Origin of the sequence: Lichenihabitans psoromatis (genome assembly GCF_004323635.1) — a bacterium.
In the GTDB taxonomy this organism is placed as follows: Bacteria; Pseudomonadota; Alphaproteobacteria; order Rhizobiales; family Beijerinckiaceae; genus Lichenihabitans; species Lichenihabitans psoromatis.
Genome location: NZ_CP036515.1, coordinates 1,324,720 through 1,341,406, shown reverse-complemented (window position 1 = coordinate 1,341,406; position 16,687 = coordinate 1,324,720). Strand labels below are relative to the sequence as shown.

The following is a 16,687-nucleotide window of genomic DNA, read 5'->3' as shown; positions in this document are numbered from 1 at the left end:
AATGCCAAAATCATGATCCGAGGACCCGGCGCGCCTCATCGCCGGGCCGCGCGCGGACAATTGCCCGCGCATTCTGCCTTACCGGCGGAGCGGCAGACTGGCCTTCGCCAGCGGAAGCTCGAACAAGTCGCTCACATCGACATCGAGGCGCCGTCGCCAATTCGGGCGCTCGTTATCGGTGCCCGGAAGGTTAACGGCGACGCGTTCGCCCACGAGATCATCGGCTTGCGCCATCACCAGCATCGAGGGGGTCGAGCCGACGAAGCGGTGAATGGCGCCGACGAGTTCGGAACCAGCATCGGGATTGTCGGCGAGACCCGGTGCGCCGAGGACCTCGGCCAGCTTCACGCGTTCGATCGCGCGGTCCGCCTCGGCCTTGTCGGCCTCCTCCGGCGTGAACGAGCCGATGGCGCGACGTTCCTCGATCTCGAGCCCATGCCACCAGCCCGAGAGCGTCGGCAGATCATGAGTCGAGACGCAGGCGACCGCCTTTTCGGGATAGGCGCTGGCCGGATCGAAACCGAGCCCCTCCTTCTCGCGCTCGAAAAACACGACGCGATAGCTCAGGATATCGGCTGCCGCCATTCGGTCGCGGAAGCCTGGTGCAACAGTCCCGAGATCCTCGCCGATCACGAGACATTTGGCCCGGTGGCTCTCGAGCGACAACTCGCCGATCATTTCTTCCATCGGATAGTGCACATAAGCTCCGGCCGATCCCGGAGCATTGTCGGGGATCCAGAACAGCCGTGACAGACCCATGGCGTGGTCGATCCGCAGCGCTCCCGCATGCCGCATATTGGCGGCCAGGAGGGTCGCGAACGTGTCGAGCCAAGCCCGGCCTGGCACCGCCGGGTTGGGCGGCGGGAGTGCCCAGGTCTGACCATTGGCCGAAAAAGCATCCGGCGGCGCTCCGACCGAGACGCCGGTCGCATAGACGCCCTGGTTGGCCCAGGATTCGGCCCCGTCATTCGCCGTGCCGACCGCGAGATCGCGATAGAAGCCGAAGTTCAAGCCCGCAGCACGGCCCGCAGCTGCGGCCGCACCGAACTGCCGATCCGCCAGCCATTGCAGATAGATCTGAAAGAAGAAGTCGCCGGTGTTGGTGCCCGCAAATTCCGCGATCCCAGCCGCTTCCGGTCGTCGCAACCCTTCCGGCCACTCCCACCATGGCTGACCTTGACGCTCTGCCTCAATCGCCATGAAGGCGGCGAAATGGGCGAGCGACGTTCCCCCATCTCGGGCGAAGCTCTCGAAATCCCGAATGTCGGCGTCGTCGCGCGATTGTTTGCGACGCGCATCGAACACGTCGAAGGCGACCCGAAGCACCGTCTTTTTCAAGGACCAGACGCCCGGATAGGCGACATTCTTGAGCGCCCGCAGCGCCGCGATGGCACCAGCCTGATCGTCCAACGCCTTTTTGACCAGCGGCGAACCGCAGACCACGTCCGGCGAGGTCACATCGATGTAGATCGGATCGAGGTAGCGCCGATCGGACGGGTGATACGGGCTAGCGCGATCGCGATGCTCGGCGAAGAGCGCATGAAGCGGATTGAGGCCGACGAGTTCGGCCCCGTGCCGCCCCGCCGCATCGGCGAAACGGGCGAGCGTCGAAAAGTCGCCAATGCCCTGATCCGCAGCGCTCCGCAGCGTATAGAGATGCGCCGCGATCCCGAAGGCTTTATGGCCGCCGAGCAGTTCCGGAGGCAGGTAGCACCGGGAAGGCGCAACCGTCAGCGCACAGATGATCGTCGGATCGCTATCGACCCAGAGGCGATGTCGCCCGATTGGTTGGCTCGGGATGGGCAGGTGATAGGCGGGTGCGGGGCGCCCGTCCGATCCTACGGCCGCGCTCCGCTGGGCATCGTCGAGGTTGAGCCAAATCGAATCGCTCGATCCATCTTCCCGCGCGATGGCAAGACGCAATCGCCCGCCGAGGCGTCGGCTGGCCGCGACCCGCACGATCGGTCGCTGGCCTTCCCAGGCCACGAGGCTGGCCGGCAGAAGACGCCGCTCGCGGCGTTGCGAGAGAAGATCGAGGCTGTCGCGCACCTCGCCGCTGGAGCCGACCGCAAGGCCCATGCTGGTCAACAAGGCCAGCTTGGTCTGGCCGGTGACGACATGACGAACACCATTCATCTCGGACCAGTCGGGCGCGATCCCGGCCGCACTCGCGAGTCGGTCGACAAGCTCAGGCGCGAGAGGACGCGAGGTGGTTCCGGTGACGCTCCCCGGTTCTTCGACCAGGGCCACGACGCTTCGCGCCGCGACATCAAGGCCGCTCTCGCCCGCGTGTCGGCGCGTTGTGGCGGCGTCGGGCTCGGCCGTATCGAGGACAAGCCGCCAACTATGACCGGTTCGCACCTCGGGCAAGATAACCTGAAGTGGCTCGAAGCCGCTGTGATGGATGATGGTGACGCGGTTCGGCGTTTCGTCCTCGGAGCCTTCGGCGTTGAGAACCTCGATCAAGGTCCGTGTCGCGGGATGCTCCCAATCCCAAGCCTGGGGAGCCTGCCCGTCGGGCCGTCGCCATTCGATGTCGGGGTAGCGCTGACCCTCGGCAAAGTCACCGGTCAGAAAATGGTCCGCCGTGATGGCCGGATTGGCGAGGCGGATGGCGATCAGTTGCCGGATGAAGCTGGAGAGCTCGTCGGGACGCGACCAGTCTGTCCAGGCCGTCTCATTGTCCTGCGCGTAGGCATTGTTGTTGCCCCCTTGCGTCAGCCCGCGTTCGACGCTGGGGCCGAGCATGGGCGTCCCGCGCGACAACAACAGGGTCGCGAGCAGGTTGCGCTGATCCCGCAGGCGACCGGCATTGACGCCGTGATCGTCCGTTTCGCCTTCGATGCTGCAGTTCCAGGACCAGTTCTGGTTGCCGCCGTCGCGGTTCTGCTCGCCGTTTCGATCGTTTCGCTTGCCCGTATACGAGACGAGATCGCGAAGCGTGAAACCATCATGGGCCGTGATGAAGTTGATGCTGCGCGAGGGGCGCCGCTTGGCCCAGAACAGATCGGCCGAGCCGGTCACGCGGGGCGCGAGTTCGGCCGGGGCCGCGTCGCCACGCCAGAAGCGACGAGCCGCATCCCGGTAGCGATCGTTCCATTCGGCCCAGGGGGCCGAGAATCCACCCACCCGATAACCGCCCGGCCCCATGTCCCAGGGTTCGGCCACGAGCTTGAGATTGCGAAGCAGCGGATCCTGCTCGATGGCGGTCAGCAGCGACCCTTGCTGCTCGAACCCCTCGGCCCGGCGACCGAGCGTCGTTGCGAGGTCGAAACGGAAGCCGTTGATGCCGCCCAGCCGCGCCCAGTTGCGGAGCGAGTCGAGCACGAGGCGCACCACCGGGGCGCGATCCGCCGCCAGGATGTTGCCGCAGGCGGAATCGTTGATGTAGAGCGCAGGATTATCGGGGCGAAGCCGATAATAGGACGCGTTGTCGAGACCACGGAGCGACAAGGTCGGGCCGAGTTCGTCGCTCTCGCCGGTATGGTTATAGACGACGTCGAGGACGACCTCGATGCCGGCGGCATTCAAGGCAGCAGTCGCGGCGCGGACCTCGGCCCAGCCGCCGGGCGCGAGACGCAGATCGGGAACCGAGAAGGCGACGGGATTATAGCCCCAGTAATCAGTCAATCCGAGCGGCGGCAGATGCCGCTCGTCGATCCAGGCAGCAGCCGGCATCAATTCAACCGTGGTGATGCCGAGTTTGACGAGATGATCGACGCCTGCCGGAGACGCCAGCCCCGCGAATGTGCCTCGTAATGCCTCTGGCACGCCGGGATGCAGCTTGGTGTAGCCCCGCACATGCAATTCGCTGATGACCGTGCGGGGCCATCCGGCGCCATCACGCCACGGCTCGACGCCGGTGGGCGCCACAACAACGCCCTTCGGCATCGCGAACGCGCTGTCGGTCTCGTCACGGGCATCGCTCCCGGCCACGAACCCATACATGGAGGGATGGAGCACGAACGGCCGGTCGAGCGCCAGCGCATGCGGGTCGATCAGCAGTTTGGCGGAATTGAACCGATGCCCCCGGCCGGGATCATACGGCCCATGCGCCCGCAATCCGTAACGGGCGCCCTCGACAACCCCGGAAATATGCGCGTGGAAGACGTTCCCGGTCCGCTCGAACAAGCGGATGCGTTCGAGTTCCTGATCGCCCGTCTCATCGAAGAGACAGACGTCGATCGCGTCGGCATTCGCCGAAAACACGGCGACGTTCAAGCCATCGCCCTGCAGTGTCACCCCGAGCGGCTCGGGAGAACCCGCCGATACCCGGCGAACCCCAAGACTCATGTGATGACCGACGGTTCGGTCCGGCCCGTATGCTGTTCGATCCCGGCGATCGATCGTGAGAGGCCGATCAGGGTTTTCAGCGCATCGCCCGTCTCGCGATCGAGACGCTCTGGGCCGGGCTCGAAGGTCTCGATATAGACCCGCAAGGTCGCTCCCGCCGTTCCGGTTCCCGAGAGGCGATAGACGATCCGCGAGCCGTCCGCGAATAGAAGGCGGATCCCCTGATGCGCCGAATCCGACCCGTCGACCGGATCGTGGTAGGCGAAATCGTCTGCGTTGGCGATCGTCAAGCCGTCGAGCGTCTGCCCCTTCAAGGTCGGCAACTTGGCGCGCAGTTCAGTGACCAGCACATTTGCGCCTTCGGCCGGCACTTCCTCATAATCATGACGGGCGTAATAATTGCGCCCGTAGGTTGCCCAATGATCCTGCATGATGGCCTGAACGCTGGTCTTGCGAACCGCCAGGATATTGAGCCAGAGCAGCACGGCCCAGAGGCCGTCCTTCTCGCGCACATGGCTCGACCCCGTGCCGGCGCTCTCCTCGCCGCAGATGGTCGCCATCCCCGCGTCGAGCAGGTTGCCGAAGAATTTCCAGCCGGTCGGCGTCTCGTAACAGGCGAGACCCTTCTTCTGCGCGACGCGATCCGCCGCGCCGCTGGTCGGCATCGAGCGGGCAATCCCGGCCAAGCCGCCTTGATAACCCGGCGCCAGATGCGCATTGGCCGCGAGGGCCGCGAGACTGTCGGACGGCGTCACGAAAATCCCGCGCCCGATAATGAGATTGCGATCCCCATCGCCATCGGAGGCGGCGCAAAGGTCAGGCGCACCCGTCGGGGCCATTGCGAGATCGTAGATTTGCTTGGCATGGACCAGATTGGGGTCGGGGTGATGCCCGCCAAAATCCGGCAGCGGTATGCCGTTGATGACCGTCCCGGCTCCGGAACCGAGCACGTCTTCCAAAATCTTGGTCGCATAGGGCCCGGTTACGGCCGACATCGCGTCGAACGTCATTTTAAACCCGCCGACGAACATGGCGCGGATCGCGTCGAAATCGAACAGCGTTTCCATCAGGGCCAGGTAGTCGCTCACCGGATCGACGATATCGACCCGCATCCCGGCGATCTCGTAGGTGCCGATCTGATCGAGATCGATGTCCGGCACGTCGGCAATACGATATTCGGTGATCGTTTTGGTGCGGGCGAAGACCTCGTCGGTGATCTTCTCGGGGGCGGGGCCGCCGTTGCTGGCATTGTATTTAATGCCGAAATCGCCATCCGGGCCACCAGGATTATGGCTGGCCGACAGGATCAGCCCGCCAAACGCCGAGGTCTGTCGAATGAGGTTCGAGGCCGCCGGCGTCGAGAGGATACCGCCCTGCCCGACGATGACCTGACCAAAGCCATTGGCGGCCGCCATTTTGATGACGGTCTGGATAGCTTCGCGGTTGTAGTAACGGCCGTCGCCACCGACCACGAGCGACTTGCCGGTATAGCCGCTGAGACTGTCGAAGACGGATTGGACAAAATTCTCGATGTAGTGCGGCTGCTGAAACACCGGGACTTTTTTGCGAAGCCCAGAGGTTCCGGGCTTCTGGTCGGTGAACGGTGTTGTTGGGATCGTCCGGATCATGCTGCCGCTCCAGATGGCGTGTCGTCTTCGTTTTTTTCGGTGTCGGCCGCAATGGCTCGGTAGAGGTCGGCGGTTCGCCGGGCGGGCCTGCGCCAGGACACGTCGGTCGCCATGCCGGCGAGAACCATCCTGGTCCACCCGGGGGTGTCGCGATAAAGGGCCGCGGTCCGATGCAGCGCGGCCCGCAGCGCATCGGCCGTGACCGGGCTGAACTGCAAACCTGTTGCGGCCCCGCTGGCCACCGCCATTTCGTTAGCGTCGACGATCGTATCGGCGAGGCCGCCGACACGCGCCACGACTGGCACCGCGCCATACCGCAAGGCACAGAGCTGCGTCAGGCCGCAAGGCTCGAACCGTGAGGGCACCAGAAGTGCGTCGCTGCCGGCCTGGATCAGATGCGCGATCGGCTCGTCATATCCGATGCGGCAGGCGATCCGGTCCGGATAACGGGCGGCGGCGGCATTGAACGCCTCCTCCATCCACCGATCGCCAGAGCCGAGAAGCACCAATTGGGCATCTAGATCGATGAGGGTCGGGATTGCCTCGAGCAGAAGATCCAACCCCTTCTGGCTCGAGAGCCGGCTGACGACACCAAACAACAAGGTCTCGGGTTTGACCGGCAAACCATAGGTCTTTTGCAACGCGCGTTTATTCTCGGCGCGACCCTTCAGCGATTTGGCCGAATAGGGCTTGGCCAGCATCTTGTCGGTTTCGGGATTCCAAACCACGTCGTCGATGCCGTTGAGAATGCCGGACAGAGCCTGCGACCGGCTTCGCAACAGAACGTCGAAACCCATGCCGTTGTCTCGGGTCAAGATTTCGGTCGCGTAGGTCGGCGACACGGTCGTGATCCTGTCCGAAAAAACGATGCCGGATTTCAAGAAACTGACTTTGTCGTAATATTCGAGGCCATTCACCGTGAAGGCCTCCCACGGAAGGCCGATCTCCGGCATGGACGAGGACGGGAAGAGACCCGGGAACGCCATATTGTGGATGGTGAAGACCGTGCCGGGCGCGCGCTGCCCGCTGTAACGGAGATAAGCGGCCGTCAGCCCGGCCTGCCAGTCATGGGCATGGACGACATCGGGTCGGTAGCCGCCGATGGCACCGAGCGCGATATCGGCCCCGACGCGGCCGAGGGCTGCGAACCGAAGGACGTTGTCGGGCCAATCCGACCCGTTCGACGCCACATACGGATTCCCCTCGCGATTGAAAAGATGGGGGGCGTCGAGAGCGAAAATCTCGATCCCACCAGACGTGCCGGCCAAGATGCGCGCGGGGCCACCGAACAACGTCTTGTAGGCATGCACGGCGGTCGCATCCTTCAGCCCCCGCAACACCGCCGGATAGGCCGGCAATAAGGACCGGATCGCGACATTCTCCTTGGCGAGTGCGGCCGGCAGAGCGCCGGTCACATCGGCCAAGCCGCCCGTCTTGATCAGCGGAAAGAGCTCGGATGAAACCGAGAGAACCTGAAGATTCGGCAAATCGCCCTCACCGGCTCAGGTTGTCGATCATGGACTTGGTGACGAGACAGATGCCCTTGTCGGTGCGACGGAATCGCGAGGCGTCGAGTCCCGGATCTTCGCCGATCACCAGACCCTCTGGGATATGCACGCCGCGGTCGATCACAACATTCTTCAGCCGGGCCGACCGACCCACCTGCACGTAGGGCATGATGACCGCGTTTTCGACATTCGCGTAGGAGTTCAGGCGAACGCCGGTGAACAGCAAGGATCGCCGCAGGAAAGCACCGGAGACCACACACCCGCCCGACACCAGCGACGTGATCGCATGGCCGCGGCGCCCGTCGAGGTCGTGGACGAATTTGGCCGGCGGCGTGATCTCGCCATAGGTCCAGATCGGCCAATCCTTATCGAACAGGTCGAGGTCTGGGACGACATCGGTGAGATCGATATTGGCTTCCCAATACGCATCGACCGTCCCCACATCGCGCCAGTAGGCCACGGCTTCGTTGCTCGACCGCACGCAACTTTCGGTGAAATGATGCGCGATGGCTTTGCCATGCTTGACGAGATACGGCACGATATCCTTGCCGAAATCGTGCGCCGAGGACGGGTCGGCGGCATCGCGACGCAATTCGTCGAACAGCAGCTTGGTGTCGAAAACATAGATGCCCATGCTGGCGAGCGCCACATCGGGATTGCCGGGCATGGCCGGCGGATCCTTCGGCTTTTCGAGGAATGACAGGATCCGGTCGTTCTCATCGATATGCATCACGCCGAAGCCGACGGCTTCCATGCGGGGCACCTCGAGGCAACCCACCGTCACGTCGGCGCCGGAGTCGACGTGCTGCTGCAGCATCTTCTCGTAATCCATCTTGTAGATGTGATCACCCGCCAGCAGCACGATGAATTTCGGATCGTAGCTTTCGATGATGTCGATGTTCTGATACACCGCGTCAGCGGTACCAAGATACCACATATCCTCAGACACGCGCTGGCTTGCCGGCAGAATATCGAAGCTCTCGTTCCGCTCTGGCCGAAAGAAGTTCCAGCCACGCTGGAGATGGCGAATGAGGCTATGGGCTTTATATTGCGTGGCGACCGCGATGCGCCGGATGCCGGAATTGAGCGCGTTCGACAGCGCAAAGTCGATAATGCGGGATTTGCCGCCGAAATAGACGGCTGGCTTGGCGCGGAAGTCGGTCAATTCCATCAACCGGCTCCCACGCCCTCCAGCCAGGACATAAGCCATGGCGTGGCGCGAGAGAGGTCCTTGGATGGGCGCCTTCGAGTTCATGAAATCATCTCCCACGCGGTTTTTTTACGGATTGATCGGCTCCAAACCGTGTCTGATTGTGCGTCACGCTTGTGAAAATTCAAAGTAGACGGTTGCGAGAGGCGGAAGGTAAATCTCCGCCGAGGCCGGAAGACCATGGGCCGGGACCTCGGTCGCGACGACGCCGCCCAGATTGCCCGTCCCTGATCCACCATAGACCGATGCGTCGGTGTTCATGATCTCGCGCCAATGGCCGGCCATCGGAAGACCAATGCGATAGGCGCTGCGTGGCACCGGAGTGAAATTCGACACAGCCGCGACCGGCGCGTCGCCCGGATTGCCGGTCCGCAGCCAAGCCAGAACCGATTGCTGCCGGTCGTCCGCCACGATCCAACGAAAGCCTTCGGGCTCGCAGTCACGCGCATAGAGTGACGGCGTGTCGCCATAGACGCGGTTCAGGTCTCGTACGAGCGCCTTCAGGCCGGCGTGGAAGGGATATTGCAGCAGATGCCAATCGAGGCTCTGCGATTCCTTCCACTCCTGCGTCTGGCCGAATTCCTGGCCCATGAACAGGAGCTTCTTGCCCGGATGCGCCCACATGAAGCCGTAATAGGCTCGCGCATTCGCGAAGCGTTGCCATTCGTCGCCGGGCATTTTCGACAGAATCGACTTTTTGCCGTGCACCACTTCGTCATGGCTGAGCGGCAGAATGAAATTCTCCGAAAAGCCGTAGAGCAGCCCGAAGGTCAGCTGATCGTGGTGCCACTGCCGATGCACCGGATCCGTCGAAATATATTCGAGCGTGTCGTGCATCCACCCCATGTTCCACTTGAACCCGAAGCCGAGTCCACCCGCATAGGTCGGGGCAGAGACGCCAGGCCAGGCGGTGGATTCCTCCGCGATCGTCATCGCGCCCGGGTGAAGTTCGTAGACGAGCTCGTTGACGCCCTTGAGGAACGCGACAGCCTCCCGGTTGTCGTTGCTGCCGTCCCAATTGGGCACCCACTCGCCCTCTTTCCGGGAATAATCGAGGTAGAGCATGGACGCCACCGCGTCGACCCGGAGGGCATCCACGTGGAATCGCTCGAGCCAGAAGACCGCATTGGCGGCCAGCATGCTGACGACCTCGCGACGACCAAAATTATAGATCGCGGTATTCCAGTCGGGGTGGAACCCCTGCCGAGGATCGGCATGTTCGTAGAGCGCCGTTCCGTCGAACAGCGCGAGACCATGCATGTCGACCGGGAAATGCGCCGGAACCCAGTCGAGAATGATACCGATCCCTGCGGCGTGAGCGCGATCGACAAGGCGGGCGAACCCGTCCGGATCACCAAAGCGACGGGTGGGCGCGAATAGGCCGATCGGCTGGTACCCCCAGGACGGATCGTAGGGATATTCGGACACCGGCATAAATTCGAGATGGGTGAAGCCCATCTCCCGCGCATAGGGGATCAGGTCGTCGGCGAGTTCGTCGTAGGTCAAAAACCGGTTGTCGTCGCCGCGCTTCCACGACCCGAGATGGACCTCGTAAATGGTCATCGGAGCCCGACGTCGATCGATGGTCTGACGATGTTCGAGATAGGCGTCGTCGGTCCAGGGAAATGGCTTGGCCGGCGCGACGACCGAGCCATTCTTCGGGCGGAGTTCACTCATGAAGCCGACCGGGTCTGCCTTGAGTGGCAGAAGGACGCCGCCTCGCCCGACGACCTCATATTTGTACACAGCACCCGGCTCCACGCCCGGGGCAAAGATTTCCCACAATCCGCTGCCGATGCGTTTTCGCATCTGGTGGCGTCGGCCGTCCCAGTCATTGAAGCTGCCGACCGCCGAAACCCGCTCGGCATTCGGAGCCCAGACTGCGAAATTCACGCCCGTGACGCCTTCGTGTTCCATCACGTGAGCGCCAAGCCGCTCATAGACCTCGCGATGCGTCCCCTCGGCGAATAAGTGGTCGTCGAGCGGACCGAGGACCGGACCGAACCGATACGGATCCTCGAACGTCCAGGATCCGCCGGCGTTCTCAGCCTGCAGGGTATAGCGGAACGGGGCGCTTTTCGGTGCCTTGACCAAGCCCTCGAAGAAGCCGGCCGGATCCCGTTGCGTGAGTTCGACGATCGGCTTGCCTGCCTGGTCGAGGGCGGTTAGCCGATCCGCCCCTGGCACGAAGGCGCGGATCACCGGGCCATCTGGCGTCGCATGAAGACCGAGAACGCCGAATGGATCCCCATGGCGTGCCGCGACGAAGGCCGCGACATCACCGTCATCTGCGCGCCAGCCGTCCACCATAGGGTTCCCCAATCTACTTACCGTGTCGTGTTCAATGCGGTTCGAACCGGTACGTTCCAGATCTCGCTCGCATATTCGGCAATCGTGCGGTCCGACGAGAACCATCCGAGGCGGGCGGTATTCAGGATGCTCGACTGCCACCAGGCCGACCGGTCGAGCCAACGCGCATCCACCTGACGCTGCGATTCGTAATAAGCGTCGAAATCCGCCGTAACGAAGAAGTGATCGTGATCCCGCAGAATATCGACGAGCCCTCGATAGCGCGAGGGGTCATCGGGCGAGAAAACACCCGACTCGACGGCGTCGAGCACCTCACCTAATTTTGGCGATGCCGCAATGACATCGCGCGCCGACAGGCCGCTGGCGCGCCGCTGCTCGACCTCGGCCGCCGTCATGCCGAAGATGAAGATATTCTCGGCCCCGACATGTTCGAGGATTTCGACGTTGGCGCCGTCGAGCGTGCCGATCGTCAAGGCTCCATTCAGCGCGAGCTTCATATTGCCGGTGCCAGAGGCTTCCATCCCGGCGGTCGAAATCTGTTCGGAGAGATCAGCCGCCGGAATGATGGATTCGGCCAAGCTCACATTGTAGTTCGGCAGGAACACGACCTTGAGCAGGCCGCGCACGGCCGGGTCGCTGTTGATGACGCGCGCCACGTCGTTGGCCAGTTTGATGATGAGCTTGGCCGTGTGATAGCTCGCGGCCGCCTTGCCGGCGAAGATCTTAACGCGCGGCACCCAATCCCGCCACGGCTCGGCCCGGATGGCGTTGTAGAGCGCGATGGTCTCGAGCAGGTTCAGGTGCTGCCGCTTATACTCGTGGATCCGCTTGATCTGGATGTCGAACATGGCATCCGGGTCGACCGCGACATTGACGCGCGCCGCCATGACGGTCGCCAGCGCAATCTTATTGTCGCGTTTGATGGCCCGAAGCCGGTCCTGAAAGCCGGCGTCGGTCGCGAGCGGCTCGATTTTTTCGAGATAGCGCGGATCATCGAGCACCTTCTCGCCCGCCACCTCGACCAGCAGCTTGGTCAGGGCAGGATTGGCCTCGTAGAGCCAACGCCGAAACGTGATTCCGTTCGTTTTATTGGTGATCCGGTCCGGGTAGAGGCCGTTGAGATTTTTGAACACCGTCTTGCGCATCAGATCGGTGTGGAGCGCCGACACGCCATTGACCTTGTGGGCGCCGAGGAACGCCAGCGTTCCCATTTTGATGCGGCGGCCGTGATGCTCGTCGATCAACGAGACGGACGACAACGTGTCCGAATCGCTCGTGCCCTGGGTCCGCAAACCGTCGAGATGGACGGCGTTGATGAGATAGATGAGCTGCATGTGGCGCGGTAGAAGGCGGTCCATCAGCGGAACCGGCCAGGTTTCGAGCGCCTCCGGCAGCAGCGTGTGGTTCGTATAGCTCAGCGTCGCCTGTGTGATGGTCCAGGCTTGGCTCCACGGCATCGCGTGATCATCGACGAGGATCCGCATCAACTCGACCACCGCGATCGCCGGATGCGTATCGTTCAACTGGATCGCGGCCTTGTCGGCAAGCGACTCTAGCGTGCCATATTGCTTCAGGTGTCGCCGGAGCAGGTCCTGCAGAGAGGCCGAGACGAAGAAGAATTCCTGCCTGAGGCGCAATTCCTGTCCGGCCGGGGTGGCATCGCTCGGATAGAGCACCTTGGAGATCGACTCGGCTCGCACACGGTCGGCGAGAGCGCCGAAATAGTCGCCCGCGTTGAAGGCATCGAGCCGCAGCGCGTCGATGGCGCGTGCCGACCAGAGCCGCAGTGTGTTGACGTGCTTGCCCCGCCAGCCCACCACCGGCGTGTCATAGGCGACGGCTTCGATCGTCTCGCCCGGATGCCAGATATGGCGCGGCGTACCGTCCGGCGAATGAAGGGTCTCCACCGTCCCGCCAAAGCCGATATCATAAGCGATTTCAGGCCGTTCAAACTCCCACGGATTGCCGTTCGACAACCAGTTCTCGGGATATTCCTGCTGCCAGCCGTCTTTCACGACCTGCCGGAACAAGCCATGATCGTAGCGGATGCCGTAGCCATAGGCCGGGATCGCCAGCGTCGCCATGCTCTCCATGAAGCAGGCGGCTAGCCGGCCGAGGCCACCATTGCCCAGCGCCGCGTCTGGCTCGATCGCACGCAACCGGTCGAGATCGACATCGAGGCCCGCCAAGGCTTCGCGCATCGTCTCGATCATACCGAGATTGGTCATGCCATCGAACAGCAGCCGGCCGATCAGAAACTCCAGCGACATGTAGTAGACGCGCTTGGTCTGGTCCGTGTTGGTGCGGTTGTAGGACTCCTGCCACCCATCGACCATACGGTCGCGCACCGCCAGGGCAGAGGCCACGAACCAGTCGCGCTCGCTGGCGCCCGAAACGGTCTTGCCGACTGCATAATAGAGTTTGGCCACGATCGCGTCGCGCAGCGCTTGCACGTCACCCGAGCTCGGTGCGTGTAATTCCGTGGCAGACGCGCTGTGCAGAGCCGGGGCGGTGTGTTGGTCGGTCGTCATACGCGCGCCATCCTCGATGCTAGTGCGATTTGGATCACATTCGCCACAGGCGAACACGCTGGCCGGGCGGCCCGGCTCATTCGCCGAAACAGCCCTCTACCAGAAGTTTCTTAAGACAATTCGGGAACCCGGCCCTGCAAGCCGCACCACTGCGGACGCCACACTCCATGCGTTTTCATGACCCCAACACAGAGATCGGCGACGTCGACGACGCAACTCGAGCTTTGCCATAAATGACCTCGTTGCAACAGGAGCATCATCGGCACGAAAGAATGATGACAGCCGGCCGGATCGTCAACGTCAGCGAGAGCGAGTCGCCACGGCCATCAGACCGGCCCGCGTCCTTCGCCGGCGGCCCAAAGGGCGCTCAGCCCTTCCCGGTACGTCGGATAGGCAAGCGTCACCCCAAGGTCTTGCGTGAGCGCGCGGTTCGAGACACGTCGGTTTGCCGCGTAGAAGCTCCGTGCCATCGGCGAGAGCGGGGCGTCACCGAAGGGGATCAGGGGTGGCGGCTCGAGACCCATCAGCCGCGCCGCATAGGCCACCACCTCCGGGGCGGGGGCGGGCTCGTCGTCGGTGACGTTCCACACACGGCATCCCCCCCTGAACACGAAGGCTTGCCCGATCGCGCGGCCGATATCACCGACATGGATGCGGTTGAACACCTGACCTGGTTTATCGATGCGCCTGGCGTCGCCCTGGCGAAGATCGTCAAGCGCGTTGCGCCCCGGCCCGTAGATGCCGGCCAACCGCAGAATTTGGACGGACTTTCCGGTACGTTGACCAAGTGACAACCAAGCGTTCTCGACCGCCACGCGGGCTCGACCGCGCTCGCTGAGCGGCTCCGCCGGGGTGGTTTCATCGATCCACGCGCCCCCGTGATCGCCATAGACCCCGATGGTCGACAGATAGACGATGCTGGCGAGCCGGGAGGCCGCGATGGCATCCGTAAAGCGCGACAGGACAGAATCGCCGCTCAGGCCGGGCTGGACGCTGACCAGCAGGCGATCGGCCTGCGCCAAAGCGGTCTCGATCGCCGGATCGGCATGACCATCGTCGAACACAAGCGCCGCTTGTCCCTTGCGCCCGAGTGCCTCGACTTTGTCGGCCGTTCGCACCGTCCCGATCGCGGGGCCATCAATCTCAAGGCTGCGCGCGTCGCCGAGGTAGTGCCCGGCCGTATAACCGATCCCAAACACAAACAGGCTCATGCGGCCTCCCATTCGGCGCGAACATCGATATCGGGGTCTTGCCGGACGGTCTCGCCGGCCTGTTGTCGCAGAGCGGCGCCGCCGATGAGACGGTGCAGCGCCCACACCGCCATGGCGCGCACCAGCGGCGAGGCGTGGCGCAACCGCGCGACGGCATGCGGCGCAAGCGAGCGATCGCCCGAATTCCCGATCGCGATCAGGACATTTCGGAGAAAGCGCGCGTGTCCGATCCGCTTGATGGGACTGCCGGAGAAGAAGACCCGGAACGCCGCATCGTCGAGGTCGACGAGATCCGCCAGGGAGGGCTCGGCGAGATCCGCGCGCGCCGTCAATTTGGCCTCGCGCGACACCTCCGCGAATTTATTCCAAGGGCACACGGCGAGACAATCATCGCAACCATAGATGCGGTTGCCGATTGCGGGACGAAAATGCCGGTCGATGTGACCCTGATGTTCGATTGTCAGATAGGAGATGCAGCGGCGGGCGTCGAGGCGGTATGGGGCCGGAAAGGCCTTGGTCGGGCAGATGTCGAGGCAGGCGCGGCACGATCCGCAATGGTCCGCCATCGCGGTGTCGACGGCGAGATCCAGCGTCGTGAAGATTGAGCCGAGAAACAGCCAGGAGCCGAAATCGCGCGACACCAGATTGGTATGCTTGCCTTGCCAGCCGACGCCCGCGGCGGCCGCCAGAGGCTTTTCCATCACCGGGGCCGTATCGACGAAGACCTTGACGGCCGCCTCCTCGTCCGACGCCCGCGCCAGCCATGTTGCGAGATGTTTGAGCTTGCCCTTGATCACATCATGGTAATCGCGATGGCGCGCATAGACCGAGATCGCACCTTTGTTGCGCCGACTGAGCGTCGCGAGCGGGTCGACAGCCGGTCCGTAATTGGTGCCGAGCATGACGATGCTCCGCACCGCCGGCCATAGAACACGGGGATTGCTGCGGCGAGCCGCTGTCTCGGCCATCCAGCCCATGTCGCCGTGGTGACCCTCGGCCAACCACCTCGCCAGGCGCTCGGGGGCGTCGGGGATCGCGTCGGGCCCCACGATGCGGCAGGAATCGAAGCCGAGCTCGGTCGCTTTGGCGTCCAAACGTTGTCTGAGCGTCGGGACCTGGGTCAAAAATCCAGGTCGGCGTAGATCGGACTCGGTGTGATGCCCGGCACCCGATCGGCCAGCAGCGCGCGAAAGGCCGGACGCGACTTCACCCGAACATACCAGGCCTTCGCGGTCTCGTCTTCGGCCCATGGCACGTCGCCCAGGAAGTCCATCGTCGACAGATGCGCCGCCGCCGCCAGATCCGCATAGGTCATGGTCTCCCCCGCGAGCCAGTTTCGGGTGCGGATCAGATACCCGATATAGCGCATGTGGTAGCGGATGTTGGCGCGTGCCACCCGCACGATGTCCATGTCGGGCGCCCCGCCACCCTGATCGTAGCTCATGAAGCGCTTATAGACCTTCTCGGTCACGAGATGGCTCGACACTTCGTTGAAGAATTTGATGTTGAACCAATCCAGCAATCGACGCACTTCCACACGTCCAGCGGGATCGTCGGGCAGCAGACGTTGAGGGCCCAGCGCCAACCCGCGCGTTTCATCGAGATATTCGCCGATCGGCGCCCAGCCCGGCACCGGCGGCAAGGCGTCTTCCACCAACACCGGGGTGGTTCCGGCCGGGTTCATCAGAAGGAACTCCTCACGCCGGTCGAATGCCCGCTCCTCGATCAATTGCGGCTCGATACCGAGCTCCCCGAGAACAAGTCGGACGTAACGCGAATGCGGGCAAAGGGGATAATGATAGAGGTCCGTCATGTCGCCCTGAAGACCGGCCAGCCGTAGGAGAGGGCATGGCGTTCGAGTGGATCGGCCCGCAACGACACGAGCCACGTCTTGGGTGTCTGCTTGTCGCCCGAAGCCGTTAAGTCAGCGTTAAGGATGAGAAGTGGGCCGGGTCATCGGCATCATCGCCCGATCTCACGCGAAAGACTGTGACCC

The 16,687-nt window shown here is 63.3% G+C and carries 9 protein-coding genes; all 9 read right to left on the bottom strand.

What is annotated here, in order from left to right:
* Window positions 1-78 precede the first annotated feature (78 nt).
* On the bottom strand, window positions 79-4,293 hold the full coding sequence (gene glgX, locus EY713_RS06210; RefSeq protein ID WP_131114040.1) for a glycogen debranching protein GlgX: 4,215 nt from the start codon (window positions 4,291-4,293) through the stop codon (window positions 79-81).
* Window positions 4,290-5,921, bottom strand: a complete 1,632-nt coding sequence (locus EY713_RS06205) for an alpha-D-glucose phosphate-specific phosphoglucomutase (RefSeq protein ID WP_131114039.1) — start codon at window positions 5,919-5,921, stop codon at window positions 4,290-4,292. The genes glgX and EY713_RS06205 overlap by 4 nt, the downstream gene beginning before the upstream one ends.
* The gene (glgA, locus tag EY713_RS06200; protein WP_131114038.1) at window positions 5,918-7,408 is read right to left on the bottom strand and encodes a glycogen synthase GlgA; all 1,491 of its coding nucleotides are present in this window, start codon (window positions 7,406-7,408) and stop codon (window positions 5,918-5,920) included. The genes EY713_RS06205 and glgA overlap by 4 nt, the downstream gene beginning before the upstream one ends.
* Before the next feature lie 7 nt (window positions 7,409-7,415).
* Entirely contained in the window at window positions 7,416-8,684 is a 1,269-nt protein-coding gene (gene glgC / locus EY713_RS06195) for a glucose-1-phosphate adenylyltransferase (protein ID WP_131114037.1), read from the bottom strand.
* Window positions 8,685-8,747: 63 nt separating this feature from the next.
* Window positions 8,748-10,949, bottom strand: a complete 2,202-nt coding sequence (glgB, locus tag EY713_RS06190) for a 1,4-alpha-glucan branching protein GlgB (protein ID WP_170314069.1) — start codon at window positions 10,947-10,949, stop codon at window positions 8,748-8,750.
* A 17-nt stretch (window positions 10,950-10,966) separates the two neighbouring features.
* On the bottom strand, window positions 10,967-13,480 hold the full coding sequence (locus EY713_RS06185) for a glycogen/starch/alpha-glucan phosphorylase (protein WP_131114036.1): 2,514 nt from the start codon (window positions 13,478-13,480) through the stop codon (window positions 10,967-10,969).
* A 326-nt stretch (window positions 13,481-13,806) separates the two neighbouring features.
* Window positions 13,807-14,691 (bottom strand): NAD-dependent epimerase/dehydratase family protein, encoded by an 885-nt coding sequence (locus EY713_RS06180; RefSeq protein WP_131114035.1) that lies wholly within the window; start codon window positions 14,689-14,691, stop codon window positions 13,807-13,809.
* On the bottom strand, window positions 14,688-15,740 hold the full coding sequence (queG, locus tag EY713_RS06175) for a tRNA epoxyqueuosine(34) reductase QueG (RefSeq protein ID WP_245572981.1): 1,053 nt from the start codon (window positions 15,738-15,740) through the stop codon (window positions 14,688-14,690). The genes EY713_RS06180 and queG overlap by 4 nt, the downstream gene beginning before the upstream one ends.
* Before the next feature lie 71 nt (window positions 15,741-15,811).
* Window positions 15,812-16,504, bottom strand: a complete 693-nt coding sequence (locus EY713_RS23095) for a glutathione S-transferase family protein (RefSeq protein ID WP_131114033.1) — start codon at window positions 16,502-16,504, stop codon at window positions 15,812-15,814.
* Window positions 16,505-16,687: the final 183 nt, after the last annotated feature.